The sequence below is a fragment of the Vibrio sp. DNB22_10_4 genome (assembly GCF_052879755.1).
Window position 1 is genome coordinate 90,712 of sequence record NZ_JBNNXW010000013.1, and the last position, 14,394, is coordinate 105,105.

The 14,394-nt window shown below is 45.4% G+C and carries 19 protein-coding genes; 2 read left to right on the forward strand and 17 right to left on the reverse strand.

Going from position 1 to position 14,394, the window contains the following annotated elements; all coding sequences use genetic code 11:
• Nucleotides 1–11 precede the first annotated feature (11 nt).
• From ACVA6Q_RS20715 to ACVA6Q_RS20745, 7 genes are all read right to left on the reverse strand, one after another.
• Nucleotides 12–362, reverse strand: a complete 351-nt coding sequence (locus ACVA6Q_RS20715; RefSeq protein ID WP_446648800.1) for a hypothetical protein — start codon at nt 360–362, stop codon at nt 12–14.
• An 8-nt stretch (nt 363–370) separates the two neighbouring features.
• Nucleotides 371–826, reverse strand: coding sequence for a GNAT family N-acetyltransferase (locus ACVA6Q_RS20720; RefSeq protein WP_446648801.1), 456 nt, complete (start codon nt 824–826; stop codon nt 371–373).
• A 199-nt stretch (nt 827–1,025) separates the two neighbouring features.
• Nucleotides 1,026–1,436, reverse strand: coding sequence for an alternative ribosome rescue aminoacyl-tRNA hydrolase ArfB (arfB, locus tag ACVA6Q_RS20725; protein ID WP_446648802.1), 411 nt, complete (start codon nt 1,434–1,436; stop codon nt 1,026–1,028).
• Nucleotides 1,437–1,442: 6 nt separating this feature from the next.
• Nucleotides 1,443–1,739 (reverse strand): Dabb family protein, encoded by a 297-nt coding sequence (locus tag ACVA6Q_RS20730; RefSeq protein ID WP_446648803.1) that lies wholly within the window; start codon nt 1,737–1,739, stop codon nt 1,443–1,445.
• Between the two features lie 83 nt (nt 1,740–1,822).
• Nucleotides 1,823–2,449 carry a LysE family translocator gene (locus ACVA6Q_RS20735; protein WP_446648804.1) on the reverse strand — a complete coding sequence of 209 codons (627 nt, stop codon included), beginning with the start codon at nt 2,447–2,449 and terminating at the stop codon, nt 1,823–1,825.
• Between the two features lie 51 nt (nt 2,450–2,500).
• Entirely contained in the window at nt 2,501–2,788 is a 288-nt protein-coding gene (locus tag ACVA6Q_RS20740) for a carboxymuconolactone decarboxylase family protein (RefSeq protein ID WP_418642241.1), read from the reverse strand.
• Nucleotides 2,789–2,966: 178 nt separating this feature from the next.
• Nucleotides 2,967–4,670 carry a mechanosensitive ion channel family protein gene (locus tag ACVA6Q_RS20745; RefSeq protein WP_446648805.1) on the reverse strand — a complete coding sequence of 568 codons (1,704 nt, stop codon included), beginning with the start codon at nt 4,668–4,670 and terminating at the stop codon, nt 2,967–2,969.
• A gap of 183 nt (nt 4,671–4,853) precedes the next feature.
• Between ACVA6Q_RS20745 and ACVA6Q_RS20750 the strand changes: the two genes are divergently transcribed.
• Nucleotides 4,854–5,105, forward strand: a complete 252-nt coding sequence (locus ACVA6Q_RS20750) for a GlsB/YeaQ/YmgE family stress response membrane protein (protein ID WP_446648806.1) — start codon at nt 4,854–4,856, stop codon at nt 5,103–5,105.
• A 70-nt stretch (nt 5,106–5,175) separates the two neighbouring features.
• Here ACVA6Q_RS20750 and ACVA6Q_RS20755 read toward each other — a convergent pair whose 3' ends face one another.
• From ACVA6Q_RS20755 to ACVA6Q_RS20765, 3 genes are all read right to left on the reverse strand, one after another.
• Entirely contained in the window at nt 5,176–5,331 is a 156-nt protein-coding gene (locus ACVA6Q_RS20755; protein WP_446648807.1) for a hypothetical protein, read from the reverse strand.
• Nucleotides 5,332–5,585: 254 nt separating this feature from the next.
• The gene (locus ACVA6Q_RS20760; RefSeq protein WP_353496105.1) at nt 5,586–6,023 is read right to left on the reverse strand and encodes a GNAT family N-acetyltransferase; all 438 of its coding nucleotides are present in this window, start codon (nt 6,021–6,023) and stop codon (nt 5,586–5,588) included.
• 119 nt (nt 6,024–6,142) lie between these two features.
• A complete protein-coding gene (locus tag ACVA6Q_RS20765) occupies nt 6,143–8,047 on the reverse strand; it encodes an alpha/beta fold hydrolase (protein WP_446648808.1) in 1,905 nt (634 codons plus the stop codon).
• A 289-nt stretch (nt 8,048–8,336) separates the two neighbouring features.
• Here ACVA6Q_RS20765 and ACVA6Q_RS20770 point away from each other — a divergent pair, with 289 nt between their 5' ends.
• On the forward strand, nt 8,337–8,990 hold the full coding sequence (locus ACVA6Q_RS20770; protein WP_446648817.1) for a DUF1826 domain-containing protein: 654 nt from the start codon (nt 8,337–8,339) through the stop codon (nt 8,988–8,990).
• Nucleotides 8,991–9,015: 25 nt separating this feature from the next.
• On the opposite strand, the gene ACVA6Q_RS20775 is transcribed toward ACVA6Q_RS20770, so the two are convergent.
• The 7 genes from ACVA6Q_RS20775 to ACVA6Q_RS20805 form a co-directional block, all read right to left on the reverse strand.
• Complete coding sequence (locus tag ACVA6Q_RS20775; RefSeq protein WP_353496102.1) at nt 9,016–9,501, reverse strand: GNAT family N-acetyltransferase; 486 nt, start codon at nt 9,499–9,501, stop codon at nt 9,016–9,018.
• 18 nt (nt 9,502–9,519) lie between these two features.
• Nucleotides 9,520–10,035, reverse strand: coding sequence for a GNAT family N-acetyltransferase (locus ACVA6Q_RS20780; RefSeq protein WP_446648809.1), 516 nt, complete (start codon nt 10,033–10,035; stop codon nt 9,520–9,522).
• A complete protein-coding gene (locus ACVA6Q_RS20785) occupies nt 10,036–10,503 on the reverse strand; it encodes an ASCH domain-containing protein (RefSeq protein ID WP_446648810.1) in 468 nt (155 codons plus the stop codon).
• Between the two features lies 1 nt (nt 10,504).
• Nucleotides 10,505–10,999, reverse strand: a complete 495-nt coding sequence (locus tag ACVA6Q_RS20790; RefSeq protein WP_446648811.1) for a GNAT family N-acetyltransferase — start codon at nt 10,997–10,999, stop codon at nt 10,505–10,507.
• Nucleotides 10,992–11,411: a GNAT family N-acetyltransferase gene (locus ACVA6Q_RS20795; protein WP_353496098.1), complete on the reverse strand. Its 420-nt coding sequence runs from the start codon at nt 11,409–11,411 to the stop codon at nt 10,992–10,994. Before ACVA6Q_RS20795 ends, ACVA6Q_RS20790 begins: the two co-directional genes overlap by 8 nt.
• 87 nt (nt 11,412–11,498) lie before the next feature.
• Nucleotides 11,499–11,927: a cytochrome c-type biogenesis protein gene (locus ACVA6Q_RS20800; RefSeq protein WP_446648812.1), complete on the reverse strand. Its 429-nt coding sequence runs from the start codon at nt 11,925–11,927 to the stop codon at nt 11,499–11,501.
• A complete protein-coding gene (locus tag ACVA6Q_RS20805; protein ID WP_446648813.1) occupies nt 11,920–13,899 on the reverse strand; it encodes a heme lyase CcmF/NrfE family subunit in 1,980 nt (659 codons plus the stop codon). The genes ACVA6Q_RS20800 and ACVA6Q_RS20805 overlap by 8 nt, the downstream gene beginning before the upstream one ends.
• Between the last annotated feature and the right edge of the window lie 495 nt (nt 13,900–14,394).

The window sequence follows — 14,394 nt, forward strand, 5'->3', positions numbered from 1 at the left end:
AACAAATTGAACTAAGAAAAAATCGACAGTGCAATCGCCATCAACATTGGCATCCCACCTGCAATAAACAGCGATAAACCAAAGCTGTAATTTTGACGATAGTGCTGGTGCTTTTCGCCTTGCAAGTCATGCCCAGTGACCATGCTCTTCATTTTATGCGTTACTATGTCTACATCGTAAGTTCGACTGACCTTTCCACCATCCCAAACGAGAGCGGTGACACACCATATTGAAGCGGCATTAAAAAACGCCCCATCCATCAAGTTGGTGACTTTAAAAAACGGGATAAACAAACCTAGCCCAAAGACAGCTAACGCAGCAACGATATTAGCAACGACTATAAGACGAATTAGGTTGAGCATCGTTTCTCCTAAAGCTGTTTGGTCATGAACACACTATTGGGATCGAGCACGTAATCAGCAAAAGGGTCGCATTCAACAAAACCATGGCCGGAGTAAAGTGTGCGAGCCGCTGTAAAGTAGTCCTCTGTGCCCGTTTCTAAGCTTAAACGAGAAAAACCCCGCGCAGATGCCTGACTCACAAGATGATTGAGCAGTGTTTTCGCCACCCCTTTGCCTCTCGCATTATGAGCAGTGCGCATCGACTTAATTTCCGCGTGCTCACTGTCCAAAGCTTTCAACGCAATACACCCTAACAACTCTTGCTCGTTCCACGCCGTCCAAAATTCTACGTTAGATTGGCGTAGAGCCTCTATATCAAGAGCGTGAACACTTTCCGCCGGTGACGTGGCATACATATCATCTAAGTGCTCTTGAAGTAGAGCTTTAATTTTGTGGCTTTGCAAATCGTCCTTAACAATATCCAACTATCTTTCCTTCGGTTACTAGCTTCAAGCTAACAATATACGACCCCGTATCATGAAATCCATATCTCGTTGAAAATTAACAGCCTTTGCTATGCTTTGTGAGGTTTAGATCTCAAAACTAGACCAGCATACAATCGTTGAAAGTATTGTAAGTCTTAAATACACCTTGGCAGGGATAAGGAGGGTTACAACATTGAATTTACTGTACTCTTCCTCGAAGCGATTTTGTTTGGCTCTTACGCTTTTTGCTATCAACACGTCGCTTTTGGGATGCTCTTGTCGGCTTAGTCGCTCTCCGCGCTTTTTGAACGACTGTCGCAGAAAGTATTATTTGCTTGAGCCGCTCGAGAGCATCTTCACGATTCTGCTCCTGTGTTCTAAATTGTTGAGCCTTTATGATGATGACGCCTTCTTTTGTAATCCTCGAATCGGTTAACGACAGGAGTCTTTCTTTGTAAAAGTCAGGCAATGTAGAACGTTTAATGTCGAAGCGCAGGTGTATCGCAGAGCTGGTTTTATTAACCTTTTGACCACCAGCGCCCATAGAGCGAATGGCTGTGAGCTCAATCTCCCAATCGGCAATCGTAACGGTATTTGAAATATGTAACATGATAGTTTAAAGAGAGTAGTCAAAGACAATAATGTCTTCGAGTAGTGGTCGAAACACGGCTTTGAGCGCGTCATGCTCTGGGTGCGGTAAGTAGTTTTGACGGCCTTGCTCATCGCGAAACGTCATCAACACAGAGTGAGTATACTGTTTATTTTTTCTTTCAGGGCTATCGTTGATGCCCCACTCCACCGCTTCTACTCCGTCAACTTTTGATGGTATTGCCTCAAATAATGACATAAGTGCCTGAACGTCAGCTTCCGTCGCCGTGGATTTGAATTGGATGAGTAATATGTGACGTATCATACCAAGTCCCTATTAATGAATTAACTTTAACGTAATGAATTCATTAGATAGTAACCAAGAAATGGAACCAGTACCACCTAGCATTACCTCTGACGCATCAGTGCTATGGCGAACCCTGAACCAAGAAAAGTAAGGCCAGCGCCGACATTAAGCCCAGACACCACCTTAGGTTTATTCTTGAGCCAAGTTACCAAACGGGATGCAAATACGCCCATCAAAGCAAAGCCGACCGCGGTAAGTAATGCGAACCAGCAGCCATAAACGACCATTTGCCATGTCACTGAACCCAACAATGGATTTACAAACTGAGGCACAAACGCGAGTACAAATAAGCCTGGCTTTGGATTGAGTGCTGCCGATAGAAAACCAGTCGAGAAAATGGATTTTAACGGTGTTGGCTTGGCCGGTTCTAGAGTGAATAAACTTCGCGTTCTAAGCACCTTTATTCCTAACCAAATCAGGTACGTTGCGCCAATCAGTTTCACAGCGTAAAAGACCAACTCCGACGTTTGAATAAGTAAGGTCAGCCCAAATGTTGCCGACATCACATGAAACAAGATCCCACAACCAGAAGCAAGGCCAGACACCAAAGCAGCAAGCTTGCCTTGACTGAGTCCCCTGCCTATAGCAAGCAAGTTGTCTGGACCAGGAGATAACACCAGCAACACACATGCGGTGGTATACGCAATAAAGACTTCTATAGGGAACATCATCAACTCCATTTGTGCATCAGAAGCCCAACCGACAATCGGTTGAGAACTTTAATCATAGTCATCTAGTGAAATGTTGTACTTCGTCAGTACTTCTTGCATTTGCAATTTCTTCTGACCAGCAGCGACGGCCATCACTTTCGCTGTTACATCCGAAATCTCACCTTTGGTAATCCCTGCTTTCTTTGCCTCATGTAAATAGTAACGAGTACAAGGCAAACAGTTCATGGCCATTGCGGCGGATAGCCCAACCAAAAGCTCTGTTCTAGTATCGAGATGTTTGTTGTCGTGAGTGGAGCGATAAAAAGCGCTATAGGGTTCCTGATGTTTACCTAACATAATATGATTCCTTTCTATTGAAAATTTAATTCATTCAATACATTAAGAATGAATAAAGCCCAAGAGACGAGCTAAACATCCAACCGTTATGGTCGCACTTTAGCAGCTCTCTTGGGCTAGAAGTTTTGTGAATACAATCGCAATTCACTGTGTGAGTGAAAATACTAAACTCAGCTTATCAATCCGTTAGCTTGTCTTTAATCATATGCAAATGCACATCTTGCTGTGGGAATGGGATTGAAATACCTTCTTTATCAAAACGAAGCTTCACTTCCTTAGTAATGTCCCAATACACATCCCAATAATCGTCTGTTTTTACCCAAGGTCGAACAATAAAATCGACAGATGAAGTATTGAGCGTGTGTACCTTAATCATTGGTTCTGGGGACTTGAGCGTTGCTGGGTGCGCTGTAACAATCTCCGTCAGAACCGCTTCTGCTCTTAGCAAGTCATCCCCATAACCGATACCAAAAACCATATCAACTCGTCGTGTGCGCTCATGGGTCACGTTCTTTATCACATCGCCCCAAATCTTGCTGTTCGGCACGATGATAATCTGGTTATCAAACGTTCGAATCGTGGTATTCACCAAGCTCATATGGCTTACCTTGCCGTCTACACCCCCTGCAAATACAAAGTCACCAACATCAAACGGGCGATAGATGAGTAGCATCATCCCAGCGGCAAAGTTTGACAGTGTATCTTGCAATGCGAAACCGATGATTACACCCGCAATACCGAAACCGGTTAGGATAGGCGCAAGGTTTAAGCCAATTTGAGACAAACCGACCATAATACCGATCACCCAGACAATATTGCCTGACATCGATACAAAGAAGTTCTGCATGAGGTGGGACAGTTTGAGGTTTTTATTGATCACCGCTTTGGAAACCACTTTCCTCACTAGTTTAACGATAGCGCGAGTTACAAACAGGATTAGTAGGAAAATCAACACTTGGAATAACTGTTGCGGCGCATTGTCAGCAAGCCAATCTACCGCCTGACTCCACCAATGGCTAATGAGTGACAGCATCACTTTTCCATCGAGAATGTCTTGGGTAATGTTCCCCGTAATCGAAAAGACTTGGCGCTTATATTCTGATGTGTCTATCCCGACTGCATCACCAAGTACAATAAGATTTCGTAGGCTTTTGGTCTCAATACTCAAACGCTGCTTTAAAATGAGCTGGCTGGTTTGTAAACCCGCTTTATCCGCTTCTGGTGCGGAAGCAATTTGCGCGCTGATCGCCGTGGCTTGTTGACCAAAATATTCAATTGACGCCGAGGTTAGACGTAATTTATTGCCAATTAGAAGCTTAAACTCGGCTTCCGCCTCTTCGTCTCGCACATCCAGTTTGTCGAGCCACTCCAAGTTCTGCCAGCTGGCATCGTAGCTTGAATTCAAATAGTCTTGAAGCTCACTGTAGGTATTCAAAATTGAAAGCTTACTCTCCTCTTTCGCACCGTTAAACTCCTCAGAGACGGCGTCGATTTTCTTCTCAAGGTACTCTTTTGCCCCAATAGTATATTGCTGTTGGACTCTCACTTGCTCAATCAACATCTCTTTGGGAAGTGATCCGGCATCAATGGCATTGCCTATTACTTCACGCAACTCATTGTTCTTGTTAAACAAACGAAACTGAATGGCATCTTTTTGATCGCCAGTTGTGACTTTTAATTGCTCAGATAAATCACGAATTTCGCCGTTAACACGTGTTAGAGCGGCTTCCGCTCTCGTTGCCGCGGGAGATGTTGTTTGCGCCGATTCACTCTCTGCAAAGAGAGCTCCACTAAAACAAAGCAAAAATAGCGATAGAAAAATGGCTGACCATCTGCGCTGTAAAGACGAGGCAGAAAAAACCGAGGAAAAGGAAACACACATTCAAAACTCCTTGATGGTGCTAAGTTTTTTATTCGTTCCCTAATAATAGAACACTATCGCTTACTGCCCACCATCTCTAAATTGAGATTGTCTATAAGATCACCGTCTGCAACCAATAGCCAACCGTTGAAAATCTACCGATCGTCTATGCTTAAGAAAATTCTCACTTCAAAGGAGGTACACATGGGCATTTTCTCGTGGATTATTCTCGGGCTTATTGCAGGTGCTTTAGCGAAATGGCTGATGCCAGGGAATGACGCTGGTGGTTGGATAAAAACAATGCTCCTCGGAATTGCTGGCGCGTTTGTAGGCGGGTTTATCGGCGGTTTTTTGGGATTTGGCGGTGCAAGTGGAGTAAACATCGGCAGTATAATTACAGCGACGCTCGGTGCGTTCATCCTACTGTTCGTATACAACCGCTTCCTTAAAAACTAAACCGACAAAAACGGATATCAAATACTAACGAGGGAACCAACGCTGGCGTTGGTTCCCTTTTATATGTTGGTTAAAGCTTCTTGGTGTTCTTAGGACACGTAGTAAGGTTTGTGGTTATTACTTGCCCAGACTCCAACTGACAAATTGTGCCAGGTGCTCCACCATTTTCCGCTAAGCTGGAAAATGTTGCCAACAATAGACCTACAGCGATAAGTAGTGACTTCACTCTTCCTCTCCTTGATCATTAGAATGAATTACGGAAACACCGCTTTGCTAGATCCCGCTCAAGTATGCTAGTAAGAGGATTGTCACTTTCAAATATTTTTATCAATAGGAGGAATGAGTTTGGTCGATCACATTCAGCAAAAGAATGCATTAACTCCTATAGACACAGCCCGTTTATGTGTAGTCTCCAAACCCCTACAAGAATCGGTGCCTAATCAAGTACTCTACGAGAACACTTAAAGGACTGATATCACGTTAAATATCCAGATTGGCTGATGAGTTAAACGAATACATCTTCACTTCCTGACGCACCTCCCACCCCATGGACTTATAAAACATCTGAGCTTGTTCATTTTCAGTGTTCACGAATAGATGGGTTTTACTGATGCCAATATGAGCGAAGGCGTCGGTTACTTTTTCAACCAACGTTTTTCCAATCCGTTGACCTCGATACCCTTCATCAACTGCGAGATGTTGAAGATAGCCCCGACGACCATCTGTTCCAGCAAGGACGGCCCCAACAACTTTGCTATGAACCGTCGCAACAAAACTCATGTTTGGGTTCTTGTCGAGATAAGCCGTCACATTTTCTCGGCTATCCGCTTCACGGATTAACATATGCTCTGTTTCATTCCACAATGCCATCACAGCATCATAGTCCGCGACTTGCATTTCACGATACGACACGTTCATTTGAGTAACTCCTTTTTACCTCAACGACTTCAACGGTGTAATTTACATACCACTTCTCTTTACCTAGCAGTTGATTGGCGATGACATGCTTGCGTGATGCTAGCGTAACCCCTCAGAGTTTAAACGTTTTTGTATCTGTGGTCATAGAAATTAAAGATGTGTTTTAGAGTCCAATCTCGATAACGGTCAGCTTCTATCAAAATATCATGCCGAGCATGAGGGACACTCAATATTCGAGAAGTTAGACAGCGCTCGTTAAACAAGTCCTGAGCAGGATTGGATACTACGTTGTCCGCTTCTGGTTGGATGATGAGTATCGGCGTGGTGATCGATTTGGCGTAGTGCAAACATTGCTTTCCGGCTGCCATCGCTTCAGTGATCCATTTTGGGCTGACTCCGCCTAGCCGCAAGTGTGGATTACTGGTTAACAAGTTGCTGTACGCCTGAAAACGGACTTTACTCGTCGTATGGTCATTGTTTTCAAACGACTTAGTCACAAACGCTGTTTGTGTGGGTGCGTAGTGAGGTGTTTTTTGTAGCTGGCTGATGACTTTAATGGTTGCAGAATGAAGTCCACCAACAACTTTGGGTAACTTTAAACCAAACATAGGGCTTGTTAGCACACATGACTTTACCTTATTTGGTTTTGTAGCTAAGTATTGAGTCGCGACAGCACCGCCCATCGAATGAGCCAACATTTCAATGTCATCATGACCGCCTTGCTTATGAACAACCGTTTCAATGAAGGTCGCTAAGTCTTCTACATAGCGGCGAAAATCATCAATATGACCAAGCTCTGATTCCTCAACCAAGCGCTCAGACTCACCCTGACCGCGATGATCGTATGTGTACACACTGAAGTACTGGCTAAGCTCGTGAATTAACTCTTGATACTTCCAGAACGTTTCATTTCTCCCTTGTACCAACACTATCGCTCTTTGGTGACGATTGGGGTTAACGTTAATCCACTCTATATTGACACCAACCTCACCCTCAAATTGCCCTGTCGTGCGGGATGCCCATGTTGTTTCTATCCGTTCGCTGTTTTGCGCCTGTGATGCAAACTCTGAGGTCTGTATCTTATAGCGCTGATAAGGTTTGTAAGGGATATCAAGCTTTCTTCCCACGCTTTCAACAAAGAGACGGCCAAGGCGCACGCCATGCATATAATCAGAATCCAATTGCTTTTTGGTGCTACCAATGACAGAGGACTGCAGAGCTCTATCAGGGGAAATCTCATAGATTTCTACATCGTCCGGTGGTGAAGCAAGAAAGCGCTGAGTCTGGCGATAGCTCTCTTCATGCTTAATCAGCATTGCCGACAACTCAGTAAGCGTTTTCGATGGTGCGCGTTTCAACAACGCTTCGAGCATGGGGTGATGATCTTCAAAGTCTATCGGCATGGTTCTGACCACGACAATATGCTTGTAGCCTCGTCGGTAGGCTTCTTCCACCGGAATGGGCGCAGCAATACCGCCATCAAACCAACGAGTGTCGTCAAAGACAACGGGGCGTTTGTGAAGCGCAGGGATCGCGCAAGAAGCGCTTAACACATGCTTCCAGTTCTCCCGAGTGACATCAAAACAAGCGCTAGTGAGTTCGGTTCCATGAGTCGCAACTGCAACGACTTGTTTGGTTCTAAGAAAGTCCGCACCTTTATCCCAGTTAAGAGGTATTCTTGATTCGGCACTATCGACGAGAAAGTCCAGATCGAGTCCTTCACCGCTCAGCAGATACTTCGCTAAGGTGAAGAACTCTGGGTGGCGAGTGGCTTCTGCGATCATCTTGTAAGCATGACCTTGGTGACCGCAAATATAAGAGGCGAGATTCAGCGACCCTGCTGACGTTCCAATAAGTAGGTCGAAAGGATTAAACTCCGCTCGCAAGAAAGCATCCAGCACTCCTGCGGTGAATATTCCGCGCTGTCCACCACCTTCAGTCACCAACGCAATCTTGTCGACGTGACGCTGTGCTAGCATGAAATTGTCATGATGCTTATTGCTTATAATGTATCGCTTGCCCATTTCGTTTCCACTTTCTTGATTCTATCGAGCTTCCCCGATTTCCCCATAAGTCTAAGGATAATATGGGGGCTACGGGGAAATAAATTCAAGAAAATTTAAGGCGCGTTAATGAACTCGAAACAATGAATCGATCGCAGTCATAGGTGGCTAATACGCAGTGGATAGAGAAAAATCGACCGTTTTAAATACTCGAAATTATGTTATAACATAACAATTAATTCAAACAATCCAGGAGCGAAATTTCATGTTACGCGACTCAATTGCCCCACTCACTTCGCCGAGAGGCAGTATACAAACTCCCACTACCCAACAAACCACAGTGCGATTAAGTGCTTCTGGCGACCACCCAACCGTGTTAACCGATATCTATAAAGAATCAGTGAATATCGCTATCTGGAAACGTGAACTCAACGCCGATTTACAACGTTTAACCAATGAGTTTCTTGCTAATAACCCTAAGTTTCAAAAATCTCTTTCAGTATCACCAAGTGACGCTTTTGCAGCATTGGAATACGCCACCGATGGCTTGGCTCCAAAAGCGCTGCTCCAAAATATCGCTGAACTGGTCGATATGTTTTGCTGTCTGTTTGAGCTTGATTACGCAGGGCTTCGGCTCGCCACACTAGAAAGCGCCATGTGCCCGCGCTTCCATACTGACAAAGTGCCTTGCCGCTTGGTAACCACCTACAGCGGTGTCGCCACTGACTGGTTAGAGCACGATATCGTAGATCGCTCTAAACTCGGACATGGCAGCAATGGTCTTCCAGATTCAGAATCTGGGCTGTATCAAAGTGAAACTGATGTTCAACGTCTGACTTGTGGAGATGTCGCGCTACTCAAAGGAGAAAAATGGATCGGCAACGAAGGTGGCGGTCTGGTTCATCGCTCGCCCTCCGTTGCTTCTGGGGAGAACAGACTATTACTGACGTTAGATTTTGGTTAGCAGTAGCCACAGATACTCCTCTGGCTTAGAGTGTTTTCTGCCAATATCCAACATCGAGCCAGCGGTCAAACTTGTAGCCAATTTGTTTGAAATGCCCTACTTGCTCCATGCCCATTTTATGATGGAATCTGGTGCTCTGATCATTCGGCAGTGTAATGACACTCATGACGTTCCTAATTCCATCGTCACGTAATCGGCTAAACAATTGCTCGTAGAGTCTACTGCCCACCCCTTTTAACGGACACTCAGGCGAGAGGTAAACAGAGGACTCGGCCGTAAACCGATAAGCGCTTCTCGCGTTCCATTGCTTAGCATAACAATAACCGACCACTTGCCCTTGATGCTCATACACAAGCCAAGGCATCTTCGAGTCAATCAGCGTCTCAATACGCTCAGCTATTTGCTTCGCTGACACGATCTCTTCTTCAAATGTGCAAGTTGAATGGACTATATAGTGGTTGTATATCGTTGCGATAGCTTCCGCATCCGCTACGGTGACATTACGAATCAAAGGGCACTCCTCGTGACATTATCCACGATGAAAAATATGGTCATCAAATGTTTGACCACCTATTTGGTAGGCGTCTTTCTCTACCTTGGTCAGCACAAAACCGCATTTTTCTAACACACGCTCTGAGCCTCTGTTTCCTTTTGTCACAATCGCGGAAAACCTGTTGAGATCGAGATCGCGCTCCGCCCATTTGACTAAACCTTCTAACGACTCAGTGCCAATTCCACAGCCATGGAATTCTGGAAGCAACAAATAGCCAACTTCCGCATAGCCATTTGAGACTTTGAAGCCCGTCACACCAACGGCTTCACCAGTATGCTTGAGTGAAACAACCAAACAGAGCCACTCTTCTGAACCTTTACACCATGTGGGTAGGCGTTCATCAAATCGCGCTTGAATGTCTTCATCGCTAGGTTTATCAAAGCAAAGCTCAATAACCTCATGCTCGGTCTGTAAGCGCTTAAACAAGTCAAAATCGACGTGAGTGATCTGCGCCATTGAGAGACGCTCTGTTTGGATTGCGATACTTTTCATTTAGCTTGGATACACCTTTTTAAAACGCTCTAGTACTAATTCACTTTCGGGCGAAAATACCACACCGATCTCATTGGCGTACCATTCGAAAAACTTAATATGTGCTTCTTTCCACCATGCGTATGTGCGATCGCCCTCGCCCTCTGCATAGGCGAACTCGTCACTCACTTGATCGAACGGACATACTTCAACAGACGTTAATTGAATCACACATACCGGATTTTGCTGCCAATCTAGGACAAGCGAATAGCTGCCTACTTGAGGCAAGGGTTCATCTTCGATATCCCAACCCGCTTTTAATCCGCATGATGCGGTCTTGATACCTTCGTTAATCAGTCTGGCGCACTCGTTGGCATTGTATTCATCAGCGCAGTAATGCTCAGCAATGACGTTGTCGATATTGATGCTTTCAGGCGCCGACAACGTATTGAGAAACCGTTGGAAAAACTCTCGTTGCATAGGTGTCATATTATAGTTCCTTGACCATGACTATCACCTCACAGCCTTTATTATTAATTTGATGAAGCTTTCTCCATCCGAGTACCGCATATAACCCACCAGATAGATCTTCCGTTTGCAAATAAAGCGCCTTAATGCGACGGGACTTTGCTTCTTCAATCACACCATTGACGACTGTTTTTGCGACGCCTTGACCTCTATATTCGGAGTCAACATAGACACCGCCAAGCCACATCTCATAATCCACGTAACTCGGGATTTCATGCTTTCGAATATGCGCCGTGGCAACTAGCCGTTCACCATCGCAAATAACAACGTGTGCCGGGATAGAGCCATCTTGCAAAAAGCTCTCGAGTTTTTCGGAATAGCTTTCTAGAGTGTTGTTAGGATCGCGCTTGCCCCAAGCATCAAAATACCAATCGATGACTGTGGACTTATGCTGAGGCGCATCTGTCAAAAGTGAATAGCCGCTTTCCTCGCTGCTAAGGCCTTTAAAGTTAGACATAGGCTTCAATTCCCTTTTTCTGCATCAAGAACTCCGGCTGTTGAATCGATTCAAACCCAAATTGCTGGTAGAGCGAATGCGCGTCAACAGTACCCAGCATGGTTCGTCTCAAGCCTTGCAGATCAGGGTGCTTTTCTATGGTGCTTAATATGAGCTTGGCAATGCCTTCACCTTGTTTTTCGTCGATGACAAAGACATCACTCAGATAGGCAAACGTCGCACGGTCAGTAATAATGCGTGCAAAGCCCACTTGGTTACCGCCACTGTCATAGGCGCCGAAACACAAAGAGTGTTCAATCGATTTTTCAACCACAGATAAAGGAACGCCCTTCGCCCAATAGCTGTTTGAGAGATAGCGGTGTATGAGTGTGATATCGAGGTGTTGTTTATCAGTAGAAACTGAATACGGCATAGCAGCTTATCTCCTTCATCCTTGAACTAGTTATAGAGATAAACAATTTAGGCTTTGATATCAATAGTCTATTTACATCGCTACAAACTACTTGCGGGAATTTCGACGGATAGTCACAACCATCAAACCACCGAGTGATAAGGCGAAGACTATGGGCATTCCCCAAAGGAGAATGTTTTTACCAGTTAATGCGGGTTGATAAAGGACGTGCTCACCATAACGATCGACCATATAGTCTTTCACTTGCTGATTGCTTTTCCCTGATTTGACCAGTTCAAACACTCGTAATCGGATATCCTTTGCGACTGGAGAGTTAGACTCGATCAGGTTTTGGTTTTGGCACATGGGACAACGAAGGGTTTTAGCGAGATCGATAGCTTGCTTCTGCTGTTTGGGAGTATCAAACTCAAACAGGTCAACAGAGTGGGCTTGTGTCGCGAATGCATGACTTGAGCATAGCAAGAGTGCAAACAACAGCTTGATTGGAGAAAAAGCCAAACGCAATTTATCAATCATTCGCAGTCTCCCTCAATGACGATATCAGTGACGCATTTTTTGAAGCTGCCACATTATTGGACGATCTCAGCAATACGGTACATGCAGAGATACACACCAATAGTGCACCGAACCAAATCCAACGAACAAACGCTTTGAATTGAATACGCACGGCGTAATCCGTTGTATCGACTTTATCGCCCAAAGAGATATAAATATCACCGTGCCACAGTGGTGTCATGGAAGGCTCTGTCATGGTCATAACTCGCACCGAATAGTGACGTTTTTCGGGCGTGGCGGTTCTAGTATGTGGGTCGTTGTCTTTATCGGTGATCTCAATAACGGCTTGCTCGGCGGTAAAGTTTCGACCGACGTATAAATGGGTATCAACGTAGGTAACTTGGTAATCCCCAAACTCTGCTTGACTGCCAGGGTCAAGCCTTTTGGTAATTTCATAAGAATACTCAGCATTCATCACACAACCAAACGCCGCGATCGCAATACCAACGTGCGCAATACATGCCGACAGCGATGTCTGCTTAGTCTTGGCGAAGACTGTAGCAATATGTGACATTAACACCCAAAGGCTTGCCCAAACGGTAAAGAGCGCCCAGTTCGACCACTGCGCGCCGACTGGCTCATAGTGCATGGTGCAATAGATCACGATAACAAAAGCCAACATCAGTGAAACAACCAACAACATAACGGGCAGTCCAATTCTCAGCTTCTGGCTGGTACGCGACCAGCTAAGAAACGGTACAGCTCCCATGACAAATAAGCTCACTATCGCGATGGGACCAAACAACAAGTTAAAGTACGGAGCACCAACCGAAATATTCCCAAGTCCTGCAAGTTCGTAAACCATCGGGTAAAAGGTACCAAACACAACCACAGCGGTAGCCAATACAAACAAATTAGCTGAAATCAGAACTAGAAATGGCTTAGTCGCCAAGTTTGTAATACTGAGCGACTTGATAGAATCGACCCTGGCAATTAAAGCGACAAAGGCGAGAACAAACACTAAGGTTAGAATCGCCAGCAGGCTAAAGCCTTTGGTCGGATCGACGGCAAACGCATGCACCGATGTCAGCACCCCAGAGCGTACAATGAAGGTGCCAAGAATACTCAAACAGAAAGTGATAAACGCGAGAGCGTAGGTCCAAAAAACAAGCTGTTTGCTGCGAGCAACCATCATGGTATGCAGTAACGCAGTAGAGGTGAGCCATGGAAGCAAAGAGGCATTTTCAACCGGATCCCAAAACCACCACCCTCCCCAGCCTAACTCGTAGTATGCCCACCAAGAACCTACAGCGATGCCTGCTGTCAAAAACAGCCAAGCCACCAGAGTGAAGATGCGTGCACGTGGGATCCAGTCTAGATCAACGTGCTTTGACAGTAGTGCCCCCAAAGCCATCGCGAGTACTGACGCAAATCCAACATAACCGACATACAGTAGTGGTGGATGGATAATAAGCCCAATATCTTGCAACATGGGATTCAAATCACGACCTTGTAATGGCATGACCGTGTTTAACTCGAACGGGTTCGATGCGAGCAGTGTAAACCAAGCGAAGATAGCGACTATAGACTGCATGACCAAGCTTGCATGACTCGTTGAATAGCTCGTTGAACGGTTTTTCGGCTTTGACCAAGCAATAATCGCACCCCAAAGTGACAATGTCACTACCCAAAATAGCATCGAGCCTTGGTGTCCACCCCATGTGGCGGCGAGTTTGTAACCTAAATGGAGTTGTTGATTGGAGTTGTCTGAAACGTAACGAATAGAGAAATCGTCAACTGCGAATGCGTAAGCCAATACTAGAATAGAGCTTAACGAGAACAAGAAAGATATTGTGCTGAAGAATCGGCTTAGGCTAATTACACTCGCAGCGAAGCGCTGAGGCTTAGCGTAACAAATCAGGCCATGCAAAACTGCGCATGAGCTCGTCACTGCAACTGTGATTAATGTAAATAATCCTATGTAGCCGATCATGTAATGATTTGGTTCCTATTAAAAGCGTGCACCAAGCCTCCAGTAGATTCCTGTCTGCACAGGAATGACGGTTGTTGAAAGTCATGTGCTCTCTACTCATTCCTATTAAAGAAGCCGTCACCCCTGCGTAGGCAGGGGGCTACTCAAAACGTGCACCAAGCCTCCGGTAGATTCCTGTCTGCACAGGAATGACGGTTGTTGAGAGTCTTGTACTCTCTACTCATTCCTATTAAAGAAGCCGTCACCCCTGCGTAGGCAGGGGGCTACTCAAAGCGTGCACCATGCCTCCAGAAAATTCCTGTCTGCACAGGAATGACGGTTGTTGAGAGTCTTGTACTCTCTACTCATTCCTACTAAAGAAGCCCTCACCCCTGCGTAGGCAGGGGTCTACTCAAAGCGTGCACCAAGCCCTCAGAAGATTCCTGTCTGCACAGGAATGACGGTTGTTGAGAGTCTTGTGCTCTCTACTCATTCCTATTAAAGAAGCCGTCACCC

Coding starts and splice junctions, on each gene's coding strand:
- ACVA6Q_RS20765 (WP_446648808.1), bottom strand. CDS start 8,047: ATGGGCAAGCGATACATTATAAGCAATAAGCATCATGACAATTTCATG.
- ACVA6Q_RS20790 (WP_446648811.1), bottom strand. CDS start 10,999: ATGTCTAACTTTAAAGGCCTTAGCAGCGAGGAAAGCGGCTATTCACTT.
- ACVA6Q_RS20740 (WP_418642241.1), bottom strand. CDS start 2,788: ATGTTAGGTAAACATCAGGAACCCTATAGCGCTTTTTATCGCTCCACT.
- ACVA6Q_RS20800 (WP_446648812.1), bottom strand. CDS start 11,927: ATGATTGATAAATTGCGTTTGGCTTTTTCTCCAATCAAGCTGTTGTTT.
- ACVA6Q_RS20780 (WP_446648809.1), bottom strand. CDS start 10,035: ATGAAAAGTATCGCAATCCAAACAGAGCGTCTCTCAATGGCGCAGATC.
- ACVA6Q_RS20730 (WP_446648803.1), bottom strand. CDS start 1,739: ATGATACGTCACATATTACTCATCCAATTCAAATCCACGGCGACGGAA.
- ACVA6Q_RS20805 (WP_446648813.1), bottom strand. CDS start 13,899: ATGATCGGCTACATAGGATTATTTACATTAATCACAGTTGCAGTGACG.
- arfB (WP_446648802.1), bottom strand. CDS start 1,436: ATGTTACATATTTCAAATACCGTTACGATTGCCGATTGGGAGATTGAG.
- ACVA6Q_RS20785 (WP_446648810.1), bottom strand. CDS start 10,503: ATGACACCTATGCAACGAGAGTTTTTCCAACGGTTTCTCAATACGTTG.
- ACVA6Q_RS20795 (WP_353496098.1), bottom strand. CDS start 11,411: ATGCCGTATTCAGTTTCTACTGATAAACAACACCTCGATATCACACTC.
- ACVA6Q_RS20750 (WP_446648806.1), top strand. CDS start 4,854: ATGGGCATTTTCTCGTGGATTATTCTCGGGCTTATTGCAGGTGCTTTA.
- ACVA6Q_RS20715 (WP_446648800.1), bottom strand. CDS start 362: ATGCTCAACCTAATTCGTCTTATAGTCGTTGCTAATATCGTTGCTGCG.
- ACVA6Q_RS20760 (WP_353496105.1), bottom strand. CDS start 6,023: ATGAACGTGTCGTATCGTGAAATGCAAGTCGCGGACTATGATGCTGTG.
- ACVA6Q_RS20735 (WP_446648804.1), bottom strand. CDS start 2,449: ATGTTCCCTATAGAAGTCTTTATTGCGTATACCACCGCATGTGTGTTG.
- ACVA6Q_RS20745 (WP_446648805.1), bottom strand. CDS start 4,670: ATGTGTGTTTCCTTTTCCTCGGTTTTTTCTGCCTCGTCTTTACAGCGC.